Here is a 16052-nt window from a genome sequence, read left to right on the forward strand (position 1 = left end):
GACCGGCCCTGCCCCGGCGGTGGCGTGGTGTCCAACTGCAGCGGCATCGCCCAGAACAACTGGCAGTTCACGCAGATCACGGCCACCTTCACCGGATAGGCGCGACCGCTCACCACGACGGGGGCTGGCCCTACAGGGCCAGCCCTCTTCTGTCCGGGTGGCGGCCCAGCCAGGCCGTGTAGCGGTCGTTCTTGCGCACCGCGTCGGCGTACGCCTCGATCGCGTACGCCCACACCTGCCCGGCGACGTCGGCGGCCGGCCCGTCGGGCAGCCAGCCGAGCATCTGCCGCCAGTGCAGCGGCGCGCCGGCGATCGGCACCGCGGCCAGGCCCGCCATCGGCCGCAGGGTCGCCTGGCACAGCCCGACCGCGTCACCGGACTCGATCAGGTCGATGGCGCCGCGGACCTCGGTCTCGAAGAGCACCCTGGGGGTGAAGCCGGCCCGCGCGCAGGCGGCCGCGTGGCAGGCGGAGAAGCAGCCGTCGCCGGGCGCGGCGACCCACTGGGCGTCGGCGAGCTCGGCCAGGTCGACCTCGTCGCGGTCGGCGAGGGGGTGCCCCTCCGGCAGCAGCAGGAACACCGGGTCGGCGGCCACGACCCGCCAGGCCAGGCCGTTGTCGGTGGCGGGCGGCGCGTCACCGCAGGCGCCGACGAGGACGAAGTCCAGCTTGCCGGCGAGCACCTGGTCGCCGAGCTCGGCCGAGGACCACGACGCGTGCGTGCTCACCTGGGCGCCGGGATGGTTGCTGCTGATGCGGTGGACCAGGCCGCCGAGGATCGGGCCGTTGACGGCGCCGATGCGGTACCGCCCGGCGGGGTCCTTCGTGCTGGCCAACCGGGTCGCCTCGTCCTGCAGGCCTTTCACCGCCGGCAGCAGCACCCTCGCCCGGGCGAGCACCAGCTCACCCAACGGCGTCGCCCGGGCCCCCCGCCGGTCCCGCTCGAACAGCAGCCCGCCGAGTGCGCGCTCGATGCGCTGCAGCTGGGCGGTCAACGCCGGCTGGGCGAGGCCCAGCACCGAGGCGGCCTTGGTGACACTGCCGGCATCCGCGATCGCACATACGACCCGCAGGTGCCGCAGCTCCAGATCCATATGCAGACGGTAGGACGTCTGCCGGATGGGGAGAAGACCCCCGAGCCATCGAGACTCACCGTTTTCGCAGATCGACACATCATCGAAACACGTCGGTCGATTGCGCATATACCCCCCAGGGGTATATGGTCGCGCTATGGAAACACCGTCCCTGACGCGGCAGGCGATCACCGCGACGCTGCACTGCCTCACCGGCTGCGCGATCGGCGAGGTGCTCGGCATGGTCCTGGGCACCGCGTTCGGCTGGGGCAACCTGGCCACGATCGTGCTGTCGGTCGCGCTGGCGTTCCTGTTCGGCTACGCGCTGACCCTGCGCTCGGTGCTCGCCGCCGGCCTCGCGCTCGGCGCCGCGATCCCGGTCACGCTCGCCGCCGACACCGCCTCGATCGCCACGATGGAGGTGGTCGACAACGCCGTGATCCTCGCCGTCCCCGGTGCCATGGAGGCCGGTCTGACCAGCGCCGTGTTCTGGCTCACGCTGCTGTTCTCCCTCGCGGTGGCGTTCGTGGTCACGGTGCCGGTCAACCGGTTCCTGATCGCCCGCGGCCGGGGTCACGCCGTCGTCCACGAGCACCACACCCACCACCCGGCCCACCACTGAGCCGTAGGCTGGACGGGTGCCTTCCCCCCGCCGCTGGTGCGCCGGTGCCGCCACCGCGACCGCGGCGACCGGTGCGATCGGGCTGGCCGCCGCGGTGGCCGGCTCGGCGCCGTGGCGCTACGTGAGCGAGTCCGGCGTCGCCGGCGCGCCGCACGCGACGCTGTACCGCATCAGCATGCTGCTGCTGGCGGCGTCCCTGGCGCTGCTGGCGGTGCCGGCCCGGCACACCGCCCGGCACGCCCTGGCCGCGCTGCCGTTCGTGCCGGGCCGGCTCGCCGCCGCGGTGCCGGCCGGGCTGGCCGCCGCGGCGCTCGCGCTGGCCGCTCCCCTGGCCGCCGTGGCCGGGGCCGTCACCTGCTCGCCCGGGTGCCCGCTGCCGCCGTACGAGACACCGCAACCGCGCGACCTGGTGCACGCCGCCGCGGCGATCGGCGCCCTGCTGCTGTGCGCCCTGGCGATCCTGGTGTACGCCACCCAGCCCGACGCGACCACGCTGCGCCGCGCCGGGCGCCTCGGGGTGCTGCTGGCGTTCCCGCCGCTGATCCTGTCGGCGATCGGCATCCTGCTCCTCGGCCGGGGGCTGTTCACCGGCCTGATGGAGCGCGCCGCCCTCGCCGCCGTGTCTGCCTGGCTCGTGCACACCGCCGCCGTCCACGTCCGCGCCAAACCGTGACCCGCACCCCCGCCGCCCGCCCGACGCCGCGCCGCCGCGACCGCAGCCGCCGTCCGTCCGGCCGCCGCACCGTGATCACCACCGCCGCCCGCCCCGGCACGACACCCGCGATCCCCATCGCCGCCGCGACCGCCGTCGCCGCCGTCCGTCCGGGCGCCGCACCGTGACCCGCACCGTCGTCGTCACCGGCGGCAGCGCCGGGATCGGGCTCGCCGCGGCCCGGCGCTTCGCCGCGGCCGGCGACCGGGTGGTCCTGCTCGGCCGCCACGAAGGCCGCCTCGACGCGGCCCTGGCGTCGGTCCGCGCCGCCGGCGCCACGGACCCCCTCGCCGTCCGCGCCGACTTCGCCGACCGGGCCCAGGTGCGCGCGGCCGCCGCCCGGGTCGCCGCCGCCTGCGACCGCGTCGACGTGCTGGTCAACAACGCCGGCGGGCTGACCCGCGGCGCGGCCTGCCTGCGGGTCAACCACCTGGCCGGGTTCGAGCTGGCGCACCTGCTGCTGGAGCGCCTCACGGCCGCGGCCCGTCCCGGCGCGCCGGCCCGCATCGTCACCACCGCGTCGCTCGCCGAGGCGTGGGGCGTGCTGGACGTGGACCGGCCGCTGCGCGAGTCGCTGTGGCACCGCAGCCGGTGGCTCGCGTACGGCTCGTCGAAGCAGGCGAACCTGCTCTTCACGGTGGAGGCGGCGCGCCGCTGGAGCCCGCTGGGCGTCCTGCCGACGGCGTTCTTCCCCGGGCTGGTGCGCAGCCGGTTCGCGAGCACGAGCCCGCTGTTCATGCTCGGCAAGCTCATCCCGGTCCTGTACGCCGCACCGCACCGCGCGGCCGACACGCTGCTGTGGCTCGCCGACGCCCCGGCGGCCGGGCTGACCCCCGGCGGCTACTACTTCCTGCGGCAGCCGTTCGCCGCCACGCCGCGCTCGACGTCCCTCGACCGCGCCGGCCGCCTCTGGCGGGCATCCCTCACGGCCACCGGCGTCAGCTCCTGACCGCCGGCTCGCGGCGGCGGGCGCCGCGGCCCGGGCGCGGCACCACATCCCGCGGGGCGATCGTGTCGTGCCCCGCCTCGCACACCAGCACCGCGTGCACGGGTGCGCCGCAGTCGCGGTGGATCGTGTCCAGCGGCGGGCCCTCCGGGCCGGACAGGTACCGGTCGCCCCACTCCCGCACGGCGACCAGCAGCGGGTACAGGTCGAAGCCCTTCTCGGTGAGCCGGTACTCGTCGCGGGCCCGCGCGCCCGGCTCCCGGTAGGGCACCCGGCGCAGCACGCCGTTGTCGACGAGCATGGCGAGCCGGTTGGTGAGCACCTGCCGCGGGATGCCGGTGCGCTCCCGCATGTCGTCGAAGCGGTGAATGCCGTTGAAGACCTCACGCAGCACGACGACGGTCCACTTCTCGCCGAGGATCGCCATGGCCGCGCCGATGGTGCAGTTGTCGACCGACCACTCCAGTGCCGCAGGTCTCATGCCGACAGGCTAGCCCGCACCTGAGTCTTGTTGACAGATTCAGCTCTGGTCGACCAGGCTGCATCCATGACGCAGACGCAGGACGGGGTCCGCAGCCGCACGTTCACCTGGTCCGACCCGATGCTCAACGCGGCGGAGCTGGGCCGCCGCAGCGGCCTGGAGCTGCTGCGGGCGATGGCCCGCGGTGAGCTGCCCGCGCCGCCGATCACGCACCTCATGGGCGCCGGGCGGATCGAGGCGGAGCTGGGCCGGGTCGTCGTGACGCTGGAGCCGCAGGAGTTCCACTACAACCCCCTGGGCAGCGTGCACGGCGGGGTGCTCGCCACGCTGCTGGACACGGCCGCGGCCTGCGCGGTGCACTCGACGCTGCCGGCCGGCGTCGGGTACACCTCGCTGGACCTCACCACCAAGTTCCTGCGCCCGGCGTCGATCGCCTCCGGCACGCTGACCTGCGAGGGCACGGTGCTGTCCAAGGGGCGGCGCACGGCGCTGGCGCAGGCCGTGATCACCGACGCGCGCGGCGGGATGGTCGCCCACGCCACCTCCAGCTGCATGCTGTTCGACCTGAGCGGAACGTGACCTGCACCACGCAGCGTATGCACTGAACTGCTAAGAGTGTCCGATCTGGTGACAACGCTCCGCAACCGGCTGCTGAACCATGGATCACGGCGAGTCGTCGACCCATGGAAGGGGACCGAATGCCGAGCAGACACCGGAGCGCACGGGGCGCCGCCGCGGCCGCGATCATGTCGATCGCCGGCGTGGCCGTCACCGGCGCGACGAGCTCTGCGGCGCCACCGACGGCGCCGGACACCGGCCGGCTGACCCGCGTCATCGTCGCCTATGACGACGCCGACGCGGCCGCGCGCGCGGTTGACCGCGCCGGCGGCAAGGTCGGCCGGCCGCTTTCGATCGTGGAGAGTTTCGCCGCGGAGGTGCCCGATACCCAACTGTCCGCCCTGAGCAGCGCCGCCGGCGTGCGCTCCGTGACCCCCGACGGCGCGGTCGCGCTGCAGGCCGAGCGGTGGCGCGCCGACGGCGACGCCAACTCGATGTTCAGCGTCGTACGCGCGACCGGCGCGCTGGACGTGTGGAAGAAGACCGACTCCAGCGGCCGGCCGATCGGCGGCACCGGCGTCGGCATCGCCCTGATCGACTCCGGCGTCTCACAGGTCACGGGCCTCAACGACCCGAGCCGGATCATCAACGGCCCGGACCTGTCCTTCGAGTCGCAGGCGGCGAACCTGCGCTACCACGACACCTTCGGCCACGGCACCCACATGGCCGGCCTGATCGCCGGCCGTGACCCCGGCACGAACCTGTCCACGGTCAGCTCGCCGACCAACTTCACCGGCATGGCACCCACCTCGACGCTGATCAGCGTCAAGGTCGCCACCGCCGACGGGGCCACGGACGTGTCGCAGGTCATCGCCGGCATCGACTGGGTCGTCACGCACCGCAACGACCCGGGCCTCAACATCAGGGTGCTGAACCTGTCGTTCGGCACCGACTCCACCCAGGACGAGAAGCTCGACCCGCTGTCCCACGCGGTGGAGGCGGCCTGGAAGAAGGGCATCACGGTCGTCGTCTCGGCCGGCAACGACGGCAGGAACCGCACCGCGCTGTCGATGCCGGCGGCCAACCCGTACGTCATCGCCGTCGGCGCCGCCGACTCCAGGAGCACCGACTCGCGCGCCGACGACGTCCTGGCCGACTTCAGTACCCGCGGCAACACCACCCGCTCCGCGGACCTGACCGCCCCGGGACGGTCGATCGTCGGGCTCCGCGACCCGGGCTCCTACGTCGACGTGAACTACCCGACGGGGCTCGTGCCCGGCGACACGACGGGCCGGTACTTCCGGGGCAGCGGCAGCTCCCAGGCGGCCGCGATCACCTCCGGCGCCGCGGCGCTGCTGCTGCAGCAGCGCCCGAACCTGACCCCGGACCAGGTGAAGAAGCTGCTGGTCAGCACCACCGACGCGATGACCGCCGGCGACGTGCTGGGCCGCGGCTCCGGCCAGCTCAACGTCAAGAAGGCGATCGAGGCGCCGACCCCCGCGGTCACCCAGACCTGGGCGGCGTCGACGGGCACCGGATCCCTGGAGGCGTCGCGTGGCTCCGCGCACGTCGCGGACCCGGTCGCCGGCACCGAGCTGACCGGCGAGAAGGACATCATGGGCCACGCCTGGACCGGCGCCACGTGGGCGAAGGCGGCCTCCGCCGGCACCGCGTGGACCGGCGGGACCTGGAACGGCGCCGGCTGGACCGGCACCACGCTCGGCGGCACCAGCACCACCGGCCGCAGCTGGGTCGCGGTCGGCTGGAGCGGCACCAACTGGGCCGGGCGCACCTGGAGCGGGCGCACCTGGAGCAGCGCCGTGTGGGACGGCCGCACATGGAGTGGCCGAACTTGGTCAGGTAGCACCTGGAGCGGCCGAACTTGGAGTGGAAGCTACTGGTCCGCCTCCATCTGGCAGTGACCGCACAAGAAAGGGCGATTCCGGGACGGCCATGAAGAAAGCACGTACGTGGAGTCGCCCGGACACCCGGGTGGCGGCGCTCAGCCTGTGGCTGGGCGTCGCCACCGTCCTGACGCACGCGCTCCGCGTCCACGACGGCGGAGCGCCCACCTTCGGCGAGCCGCTGCCGCTGATCCTGCTCGCCGCCGCGTTCGCCGTCACCGAGGGCTTCGCCGTGCACGTGCGGGTCCGCCGCGGCGGCCACGCGATGAGCCTCAGCGAGATCCCCATGGTGCTGGGGCTGCTGTCGGTCGACCCGACGCTGCTGCTCGTGGTGCGGGTCCTCGGCGGCGGCCTCGGCCTGGTCGTGCTGCGCGGCCAGCGCGGCGTCAAGCTCGGGTTCAACCTCGCCCTGCTCGGCGTGCAGACCACCGCCTCGTCGGTGATGCTGCGGGCGCTGGGCGAGACCGACCCCGACGACGTCGGCCCGATGCAGTGGCTCTACGTCCTGCTCGTCATGCTCGTCTCCGACGTCATCGCCGCGGTCCTGGTCACCGCGGTCATCGCGCTGCACGACGACCCCAGCGAATGGAAACGCCTGCCCAGCGCGCTGCAGGGGCTGCCCCTGGTGGCGATCACCACCAGCATCGGCCTGATCAGCACCCTCGCCATCGACCGGGACCCGCGGGCCATCGCCCTGCTCGCGATCGTCTCCGGGGTCACGTACCGGGCGTACCGCTCCTACGTCGGCCAGAGCCAGGGCCACGAGCAGGTCGAGGAACTCTACGCCTTCACCCGCGCCCTCGACGGCCTCCTGGACACCGGCGGCGTCGCCCGCATCGTGCTGGAGCAGGCCCGCGACCAGCTGCGCGCCGAACGCGCCGAGTTGATCATACCGGCCACGGACGGCACCTCCGTCCGGATGCGGATGCACGGCCGGCACCAGCTCGACACGACCGTCCTGGACACGCTGCCGGAGACCGCCTGGTGGCAGCCCGCCCGCGCCGGCACCCCGGTCCTCGTCGCGAAGGGCAGCCGCGTCGTCGGCTCCATCGTCGACGGCATCGCCGTGCCCGTCCCGCTCAGCGACGGCGCCACCGGCGTGCTGTTCGTCGCCGACAGCCTGCCGGACATCCCGACGTTCGGCGAGCAGCACGTACGGCTGTTCCAGGCGCTCGCCAACCACGCCAGCCTCTCCCTCACCAAGGCCAGGCTCCTGGACGAGCTGCGCCGGGAGGTCGCGGAGAAGGAGCACCTGGCCCTGTACGACCCGCTGACCGGCCTGCCCAACCGGCAGCGCTTCCAGGCCACCATCGACACCCTGCGGGCCGCCGGCACCCCGGTCGCGATGCTGCTCATGGACCTCGACCGGTTCAAGGACGTCAACGACGCGCTCGGCCACGACATCGGCGACACGCTGCTGCGCCAGGTCGGCGACCGGCTCCAGGGCCGCCTCGGCGACCGCGGCACCGTCGCCCGCTTCGGCGGCGACGAGTTCGCCGTGCTGCTGCCCGGCATCCGCACCCGGGAGGTCGCCGTGGCCGTCGGCGACGACCTGGCCGCCGCCATGGAGCAGCCGATCGCCATCGGCCACCTGCGCCTCAACGCCCGGGTCAGCATCGGCATCGCCCTCGCCCCGGAACACGGCAACGACGCGAAGACGCTGATCCAGCGCGCCGACGTCGCCATGTACGTGGCGAAGACGACCCGCACCGGCGTGCGCGTCTACCAACCCGACGACGACCGCAACAGCCCACGCCGGCTGGCCATGGTCGCCGACCTGCGCGAGGCGATCCAACGCCACGACCTCGTCGTGGTCTTCCAGCCCAAACTGGAGACCGCCACCGGCGTCGTCCGCGGCGCCGAGGCCCTCGCCCGCTGGCACCACCCGGCGCACGGCTTCGTCCCGCCCGACGAGTTCATCCCACTCGCGGAGACGTCCGGGCTGATCCGGCCGCTGACCCTGCACGTGCTCGAGGTCGCCCTGCGCCGGTGCGCGTCGTGGCGGCGGATGGGGCACGACATGCACGTCGCGGTGAACCTGTCGCCCAACAGCCTGCAGGAGGCGGACCTGCCCGACATCGTCGCCCGGCTGCTCGGCCAGGCCGGCGTACCGGCGAGCGCGCTGACCCTGGAGATCACCGAGAGCAGCATCATGGACGACCCGGCCGGCAGCCTCGTCACGCTCGACCGCCTCCATGCGCTCGGGGTCAAGCTCGCCATCGACGACTTCGGCACCGGCTACTCCTCCCTCGGCCGCCTCCGCGAGCTGCCCATCCACGAAATGAAGATCGACAAGTCGTTCGTGCAGCGCATCGCCGTCGACCACCGGGACCGGGCGGTCGTGCGCTCCGCCGTACAGCTCGGGCACGCCCTGGACCTGGAGGTCGTCGCCGAAGGCGTCGAGGACGAGCCGACCCTCAACCACCTGCGCCTGGAAGGCTGCAACCTGGTCCAGGGATACTTCATCTCCAAGCCGCTGCCCGCCGACGAGTTCGCCGACTGGCTGGCCGCACGGGTGCCGCAACTCGGACAGGCATAACCTTTCCTCGCATGTGCACCGTGCTCCTGCGCTTCGACCCCGCCGCCACCTGGCCCCTGCTGCTGGCCGCGGTCCGCGACGAGTACCTGGCCCGCCCCTGGGAGCCGCCCGCCGAGCACTGGCCGGGCCGCTGGGGAGGCCGCGACAGCACCGGCGGCGGCACCTGGCTCGCCGTCGACCCGGCCGCCGGCACCGTGACCGCCCTGCTCAACGGCTTCCCGCCGCTGCCACCCCTGGGCGACCGCCCGACCCGGGGCACCCTCCCCCTGACCCCGCTGCCGTCGGACCTCACCGGTTTCGATGCCTTTCATCTGGTACGCGCAACGCCCGCCGACGTCACCGTCGTGTCCTGGAACGGCACCGACGTGACCCGCCAGACCCTCCCACCCGGCGACCACGTCATCGTCAACCAGGGCGTCGACGTCAACGCCTTCGCCCCGCTGCACGCCGCCGCCACCCCCGACCCCCGCCCGGGCCTGCCCACCGCCGACGCCTGGGGCGACTGGGTCCCCATGCTCGCCGGCGGCACCTTCACCGGCGCCGCCCCGCGCACCCTGCTCGTCCACCACTCGGTCGACGGCCTCGAGTACGGCTCGGGCTCCGCCAGCCTGGTCGCCCTGCGCCCCGGCACCGCCCGCTACGACTTCGCCACCACCCCCGGCCCCACCGCCACCTGGCAGGAGATAGCTGTGCTGCCGCCTGTGCTGCCGCCCCACCGCTGACGCGGTGGGTCCCGGCGGGGGTTCCCACCCGCACCCCCATGCTCGCTGCGCTCGCACCGCCTGCGCTGCCGCGCGGCGGCTTCTCGCGCGTGCGCGCCGCAACCGCTGGTCGACCTCCCCGGGTCGGCCGGCAGGGCTCCTGACCGCGATCGGGAAGGGCACATTCGGGACACCCGTCGACCAGCCACCGGCCACGACCCGCCCCTTGACCGAGACGCAGCCGCCTCCCGACACCAGGACACCGGACGCCAGCACCAGACACGGGAACGGGCACCGGCACTGGCACCGGGCGGCGAACCGCATGCGAGCGCCCACACCCCGGCAGCACGGCGCTCTACCGGGGCCATGGTTCGAGGGTCTGTCCCTGGTAGGGGGCGGTCGGGGCACGGCCTTGCCGACACGGGCGCTGTGGTGTCGTGCACACCGGGTCTTATCGGGCTGATGCCGCCCTCCCTTGCGGCGGGCGCGAGGTCCTGTGCACACCGGTCGCCGGGTGGTGTTGGAGGAAGCGGTGGATGCCGGCGCGACGGTTGATTCCTGGACGTCACCACTGTGGGCGGCTGCGGCGGCCGTGGGCGTCTGTGGTGGGGCAGCAGGTATCGATGGTGGGTCGCCGAGCGAGGGATGCGCAGCCGGGTCGGCAGGCGCTGTCCCGCACGCGGCGCGGTCGGTCGCGGCGCGGCCGGTCGCGGTCGCCGGCCGGGCTGTCAGCGGCGCGGTTGCCGGACCAGTCGATGACCCCGCTGGCCTCGTCGCTGGTGACAAAGACGTCGGACGGGCTGTCAGCGGCGGGGTTGCCGGGCGGGCCGTCGCGGTTGGAGGGCACCCGGTTGCCGAACGGTCGATTGCCTGATGGGCAGCGGCCGTCGTCACCCCGGAAGTTGCCGGTGCCGGAGCGGTAGGCGCCGCCGCTCGGCCGGAGGTCGCGCGCACGCCAGCTGCAGGGCGCACGCCACCTGCAGAGCGCACGCCAGCTGCAGGGCGCATGCGGACCGCGACGGGCGCGGCAGTTGCAGAATGTGCGCCAGCTGAAGGGTGCTCGGGCGGGGTTGCCAGCAGGCGGGCGGTGCGCAGGCGGGCCAGCTTCGTGGCGTGGCGGGCCGCCAGCCCGTGCCTGCGGGCCTCTGCGAACTCGGCCTTCGTCGTCGCCAGCCATTCGCGGCGGCGGGTGTGGGTAGCCGCGGCGGCGGCCAGGCGGGCGGCCGATGCACGGACGTCGTCCGCCAGAGAGCCGACGGCCGATGTCGGCGTGCCGGCGTGAACCTGCCTGCGGTCGGCCCGTGTGATGGGCCGGCCCGCGTCTGGTGCGTCCAGCGAAAAATATGGTCGTGGCACGTGCCGCCTCCCCCCGGTAGGCGCCACCACCATTCTCCCGGACCCACCAGACCCCGTCCAGCGCCGCTACCCGCAGCGACCGGACCCGTACACAAAGCGTGATTCACAGGTGGGGCACAGGTAGGACCCACGGTGCTGGCAGGGGCGGGCCGCAGTCTCGGCAGCATGACGACGACGCTGAGCCGCACCGATGCCATCGCCCAACTGCCGGCGGAGCCGCCGCCCCGGGATCCGTGGTGGGTACGGCCGGCGGTGGCGGTGCTGCTGGTGGGGACGCTGGTGGCGTACCTGTGGGACCTCGGCGCGTCCGGGTGGGGCAACGCCTTCTACGCGGCGGCGGCGCAGGCGGGCTCCGAGAGCTGGAAGGCGTGGTTCTTCGGCTCGTCCGACGCGTCGAACTTCATCACCGTGGACAAGACGCCGGGGGCGTTGTGGGTGACCGGGCTGGCGGTGCGGATCTTCGGGCTCAGCTCGTGGAGCGTCCTCGCGCCGCAGGCGCTGATCGGGGTGGCGACCGTCTGGCTGCTGTACCTGACGGTCCGCCGCTGGCACGGGCCGGCGGCCGGGCTGCTGGCCGGGGCGGTGCTCGCGACGACCCCGGTCGCGGCGCTGATGTTCCGGTTCAACAATCCTGATGCGCTGCTCATGTTGCTGCTCGTCGTCGGCGTGTACGGCATGATGCGCGCCCTGGAGCGGGGCAGCACGTGGTGGCTGGTGCTCGCGGGCGGCAGTGTCGGGCTCGGGTTCCTGACGAAGATGCTGCAGGCGCTGCTGGTCGTGCCGGCGTTCGCGCTGGCGTACCTGCTGTTCGCGCCGACCGGGTGGGGGCGCCGGCTGGTGCAGCTGCTGGTCGCCGGGGCGGCGCTGGTCGCGTCGGCCGGCTGGTGGGTCGCGGTCGTCGAGCTGACCCCGGCGTCGTGGCGGCCGTACGTCGGCGGCTCGCAGACCAATTCGATCCTCGAGCTCACCCTCGGCTACAACGGCCTCGGGCGCATCACCGGCGACGAGACCGGCAGCGTCGGCGGCGGAGGAGGCGGCGGAGGCGGCGGCCGCTGGGGCGAGACCGGCTGGTCGCGGCTCTTCGACGGGCAGACCGGCGGGCAGGCGTCGTGGCTGCTGCCGGCCGCGCTGATCTTCCTGGTCGCCGGGCTGGTGTGGTCGACGCGGAAGGCCGCCTACGTCCTGTGGGGCGGCTGGCTGGTCGTCACTGCCGCCGTCTTCAGCCTGATGCAGGGCATCTTCCACGACTACTACACGGTGGCCCTCGCGCCCGCGGTCGGCGCGCTGGTCGCGATGGGCTCGGCGACCCTGTGGCGCCGGCGCGGGAACCTCCTGGCGCTGCTCACGCTCGCGGCGACGGTCGCGGTCAGCGCGATCTGGTCGTACGTGCTGCTGGCCCGCGCCGCCGACTTCCACCCGTGGCTGCGCGTCGCGGTGCTGCTTGCCGGCGCGGCGGGCGCGGCGGGGCTGCTGGTCAGCCAGCGGCTCGGCCCCGCGCTCAGGCGGCGGGTCGGCCCGGTGGCGGCCGCGGCGGCGCTGTTCGCGCTGCTGGGCGGGCCGGTCGCGTACTCGCTGAACACCGTCGCGACCCCGCACAGCGGCTCGATCGTCACGGCCGGGCCGGCGGTCGCGGGCGGCGGCTTCGGCGGCGGGCGCGGCATGGGCGGCGGTCCCGGCGGCATGGGCGGCTTCGGCGGCACGGGCGGCGGCCCCGGTGTCCCCGGCGGCGCCCCCGGCCCCGGCGGCGCCGGCGGCTTCCGCAACGGCGGCGCGGCTCCCGGCGCGGGCACGGCTCCCGGCGCGGGCACGGCTCCCGGCGGCGCGGGCACGACCGGCGGCGGCACGGGCGCGTTCCCCGGCGGCGCGGGTACGACCGGCGGCGCGGGTACGACCGGTGGCGGCGCGGGCGCGGCTCCCGGTGGGCAGCGCGGCGGCTTCGGTGGCGCGGGCGGCGGCATAGGTGGCCTGCTCAACGCGACCACCCCGAGCGCGGAGCTCGTCGCGCTGCTGAGCCAGGACGCGTCGCGGTACACCTGGGTCGGCGCGGCCGTCGGGTCCAACAGCGCGTCCGGGTACCAGCTGGCGACACAGCTGCCGGTGATGGCGATCGGCGGCTTCAACGGCAGCGACCCCGCGCCGAGCCTGGAGCGGTTCCAGCAGTACGTCGCGGCCGGCGAGATCCACTACTTCATCGGCGGTGCCGGGGTCGGTGGCCGCAGCAACGGCGGCAGCAGCGTCAGCGCGCAGATCGCGGCGTGGGTCGCGGCCAACTACACCGCGCGGACGGTCGGCGGCGTCACCGTGTACGACCTGTCGTAGCCACCCCGTCCCACGAAGGGGCCGTCCCGTTCCCGGGGCGGCCCCTTTTCACAGGCTGGGCACAGGATCGCCACACGGTGCCGGAAGCTGCGGCGCCGACCTTGGTGACATGACGACGACGCTCGCACGTACCGCAGCAGCCAACGCCACCACCGGGACCGCCACGGTCCTCGACGTGGTGGTCCCCGTTTACAACGAGGAACGTGACCTCGGCCCGTGCGTGCGCCGGCTGCACGCGCACCTCACCGCGACGTTCCCGTACCCCTTCCGGATCACCGTCGCGGACAACGCCAGCACCGACGGGACCCTCGCGGTCGCCGCCGGCCTGGCCGGGGAGCTGCCCGGGGTCGAGGTCCTGCACCTGACCGCGAAGGGGCGCGGGCGGGCGCTGCGGGCGGCGTGGGACGCGTCGGACGCGCCGGTCCTCGCGTACATGGACGTCGATCTCAGCACCGACCTGAACGCGCTGCTGCCCCTCGTGGCGCCCCTGCTGTCCGGCCACTCCGACGTGTCGATCGGCACCCGTCTGGCCCGCAGCTCCCGGGTCGTGCGCGGGGCGAAGCGGCAGTTCATCTCGCGGTCGTACAACCTGCTGCTGCGCGGCACGCTGCAGGCCGGCTTCTCCGACGCGCAGTGCGGTTTCAAGGCGATCCGCAAGGACGTGGCCGCGCGGCTGCTGCCGCTGGTGGAGGACACCGGCTGGTTCTTCGACACGGAGCTGCTGGTGCTGGCGCAGCGGGCCGGGCTGCGCATCCACGAGGTGCCTGTCGACTGGATCGACGACCCGGACAGCCGGGTCGACATCGTCTCCACCGCCGTGGCCGACCTGCGCGGCATCGCCCGGCTCGCCCGTGGCCTGCTCAACGGGAGCCTGCCGGTGCAGTCCCTGCGCCGCGAGTTCGGTCGCGAGCCGCTCGTCGCGGCGGGTGTACCGGCGGCGATGCCGTCGCAGCTGCTGCGCTTCGCCGCGGTCGGGGTGCTGTCGACGGTCGCGTACCTGCTGCTGTTCGCGCTGCTGCGGCCGGCCGCCGGGGCGCAGGCGGCGAACTTCACGGCGCTGCTGGTGACCGCGGTCGGCAACACGGCGCTGAACCGGCGGTTGACGTTCGCCGTGCGGGGCGCCGCCCGCGCCGGCCGGCACCAGGCGCAGGGACTGCTGCTCTTCGCGCTCGGCCTGGCCCTGACGTCCGGCTCCCTCGCACTGCTGGGCGCGGTCGCGTACCCGCTCGAGGTGGCGGTGCTCGTGGCGGCCAACCTGACCGCGACCGTGCTGCGGTTCCTGCTGATGCGGGCGTGGGTGTTCCGGGCACCCTGATATCGTCAAATACGGTGAAATCGGGTTTTCTTCATGAACTGCGCGACGGGGTCACCCCTCGTGCGGGTGCCCTGGTCCTCGCGGTCCTCGCCGTGCAACTGGCGTTCATCGCCAGCTACATCGGCGCGTTCCACGAGCCGACCCCGCACCGGATCCCGATCGCCGTCGCCGCCCCGCCGCAGCAGGTCGGCGCGCTGGTCCGGCAGCTCGACGCGCTGCCAGGGACGCCGCTGGACGCCGTGGCCGTGCCCGACGAGGCCTCGGCCCGCCGGATGATCGACCGCCGCGAGGTGTACGGCGCGTTCGTGGTCTCCTCCGCCTCCACCGACGCCGCCTCAGCTGACCGCCTGATCATCGCCAGCGGTGCGGGGGCGAGCGTCGGCCAGGTCCTCGAGCAGATCATCACCTCGGTCGAGGACGGCCAGGACCGCGCGTTCACCGTCGAGGACGTCAAGCCTGCGCTGGTCGGCGACGCCCGCGGCCTGTCAGGCTTCTATCTCGCGCTCGGCTGGGTCGTCGGCGGGTACCTCGTCGCGATCGCCCTGAGCACCAGCAAGGGCTCCCGCCCCGCCAACCCGCACCGCGCCGTGATCCGCCTGCTGTCCCTGCTCGCCTACGCCCTGCTGTCCGGCCTCGGCGGCGCTCTGGTCACCGGCGCCGTCTACGGCGCGATCGACGGCCACCTCGCGCAGCTGACCTGGTTCGGCGCGCTGCTGGTCTTCGCCTCGGGCGCCTTCACGATGGCGCTGCAGGCCGCGTTCGGCTTCATCGGCACGGGGCTGACCGTCCTGCTGTTCGTGGTCCTGGGCAACCCGAGCGCCGGCGGCGCCTACCCGGCCCCGCTGCTCCCCCCGTTCTGGCGCGCCGTCGGCCCGTGGCTCCCCCCGGGCCTGGGCACCGAGGCGATCCGCGGCATCGTGTACTTCCACGGCGTCGGCGTGGGCCGCTCGGCGCTGATCCTGTGCGGGTACTGCCTCCTCGGGGTGCTCGGGACACTGGCGGCGGTGGCGGCCGGCCAGCCGCGGAAGGTCACCTTGCCGCCGACGGCCCCGACCGACGGGCCGAGCAAGCCGGATTGACCCAGGCCATTCGCGACCCGGCCAGCGGGACACGACCGGCGAGAACGCGACCGGCGAGGACCCGACCGGCGAGGGCGCGACCGGCGGGGACGCGACCGACGGATGGTCGACCGGCCACCGAGCGCGGCACGCGAAGCGGGCCGGGCGCGAAGCAGGCGGACGCGGACGGGCAGGCACGCGGACGGGCAGGCGGACGCGGACGGGCAGGCACGCCGACGGGCAGGCACGCCGACGGGCAGGCACGCCGACGGGCAGGCACGCCGACGGGCAGGCACGCGGACGCCTGGGCGAGTGCGCATGCCGCAACGGACCACGCCACCCACGGACCACGCCACCCACCGACCACGCCACCCACCGACCACGCCACCACGAACCACGCACCCACCAGCCGCGTCACCACAACCACGGACCGCGCCACCACGGACGCGCCGCCACGGGTTGCTGCTTT

At 74.2% G+C, this 16052-nt stretch carries 13 protein-coding genes; 11 read left to right on the plus strand and 2 right to left on the minus strand.

Annotation, left to right across the window (positions count from 1 at the left end; all coding sequences use genetic code 11):
• Window positions 1–130: 130 nt before the first annotated feature.
• Complete coding sequence (locus OP18_RS38795) at window positions 131–1093, minus strand: LysR family transcriptional regulator (RefSeq protein ID WP_033364182.1); 963 nt, start codon at window positions 1091–1093, stop codon at window positions 131–133.
• A 136-nt stretch (window positions 1094–1229) separates the two neighbouring features.
• On the opposite strand from OP18_RS38795, the gene OP18_RS38800 reads away from it, so the two are divergent.
• Genes OP18_RS38800 through OP18_RS38810 form a run of 4 tightly spaced genes read left to right on the plus strand, consistent with a single transcriptional unit; the run spans window position 1230 to window position 3355 of the window.
• Window positions 1230–1694, plus strand: a complete 465-nt coding sequence (locus OP18_RS38800) for a DUF4396 domain-containing protein (RefSeq protein ID WP_033364183.1) — start codon at window positions 1230–1232, stop codon at window positions 1692–1694.
• 16 nt (window positions 1695–1710) lie between these two features.
• Complete coding sequence (locus OP18_RS38805; protein WP_052387977.1) at window positions 1711–2367, plus strand: DUF998 domain-containing protein; 657 nt, start codon at window positions 1711–1713, stop codon at window positions 2365–2367.
• Window positions 2364–2534, plus strand: coding sequence for a hypothetical protein (locus OP18_RS58005; protein WP_156090093.1), 171 nt, complete (start codon window positions 2364–2366; stop codon window positions 2532–2534). The genes OP18_RS38805 and OP18_RS58005 overlap by 4 nt, the downstream gene beginning before the upstream one ends.
• The gene (locus tag OP18_RS38810; protein ID WP_033364184.1) at window positions 2531–3355 is read left to right on the plus strand and encodes an SDR family NAD(P)-dependent oxidoreductase; all 825 of its coding nucleotides are present in this window, start codon (window positions 2531–2533) and stop codon (window positions 3353–3355) included. Before OP18_RS58005 ends, OP18_RS38810 begins: the two co-directional genes overlap by 4 nt.
• Here OP18_RS38810 and OP18_RS38815 read toward each other — a convergent pair.
• Window positions 3345–3833, minus strand: a complete 489-nt coding sequence (locus tag OP18_RS38815; protein ID WP_033364185.1) for a winged helix-turn-helix transcriptional regulator — start codon at window positions 3831–3833, stop codon at window positions 3345–3347. The genes OP18_RS38810 and OP18_RS38815 overlap by 11 nt on opposite strands.
• Window positions 3834–3899: 66 nt before the next feature.
• Between OP18_RS38815 and OP18_RS38820 the strand changes: the two genes are divergently transcribed.
• The 7 genes from OP18_RS38820 (at window position 3900) to OP18_RS38850 (ending at window position 15604) form a co-directional block, all read left to right on the plus strand.
• On the plus strand, window positions 3900–4412 hold the full coding sequence (locus OP18_RS38820; protein WP_033364186.1) for a PaaI family thioesterase: 513 nt from the start codon (window positions 3900–3902) through the stop codon (window positions 4410–4412).
• A gap of 119 nt (window positions 4413–4531) precedes the next feature.
• Window positions 4532–6313 carry a S8 family serine peptidase gene (locus OP18_RS38825; RefSeq protein ID WP_033364187.1) on the plus strand — a complete coding sequence of 594 codons (1782 nt, stop codon included), beginning with the start codon at window positions 4532–4534 and terminating at the stop codon, window positions 6311–6313.
• A gap of 31 nt (window positions 6314–6344) precedes the next feature.
• Window positions 6345–8834, plus strand: a complete 2490-nt coding sequence (locus tag OP18_RS38830; RefSeq protein WP_081971481.1) for a putative bifunctional diguanylate cyclase/phosphodiesterase — start codon at window positions 6345–6347, stop codon at window positions 8832–8834.
• A gap of 11 nt (window positions 8835–8845) precedes the next feature.
• Window positions 8846–9556, plus strand: a complete 711-nt coding sequence (locus OP18_RS62095) for an NRDE family protein (RefSeq protein ID WP_033364188.1) — start codon at window positions 8846–8848, stop codon at window positions 9554–9556.
• 1500 nt (window positions 9557–11056) lie between these two features.
• Window positions 11057–13210: an ArnT family glycosyltransferase gene (locus OP18_RS38840; protein ID WP_033364189.1), complete on the plus strand. Its 2154-nt coding sequence runs from the start codon at window positions 11057–11059 to the stop codon at window positions 13208–13210.
• A 109-nt stretch (window positions 13211–13319) separates the two neighbouring features.
• Window positions 13320–14525 carry a bifunctional glycosyltransferase family 2/GtrA family protein gene (locus tag OP18_RS38845; RefSeq protein WP_033364190.1) on the plus strand — a complete coding sequence of 402 codons (1206 nt, stop codon included), beginning with the start codon at window positions 13320–13322 and terminating at the stop codon, window positions 14523–14525.
• Between the two features lie 14 nt (window positions 14526–14539).
• Window positions 14540–15604 carry a DUF3533 domain-containing protein gene (locus OP18_RS38850; RefSeq protein ID WP_211273811.1) on the plus strand — a complete coding sequence of 355 codons (1065 nt, stop codon included), beginning with the start codon at window positions 14540–14542 and terminating at the stop codon, window positions 15602–15604.
• The last annotated feature ends 448 nt before the right edge of the window (window positions 15605–16052 follow it).

It is taken from the genome of Dactylosporangium aurantiacum (assembly GCF_000716715.1).
GTDB classification, from domain to species: Bacteria; Actinomycetota; Actinomycetes; order Mycobacteriales; family Micromonosporaceae; genus Dactylosporangium; species Dactylosporangium aurantiacum.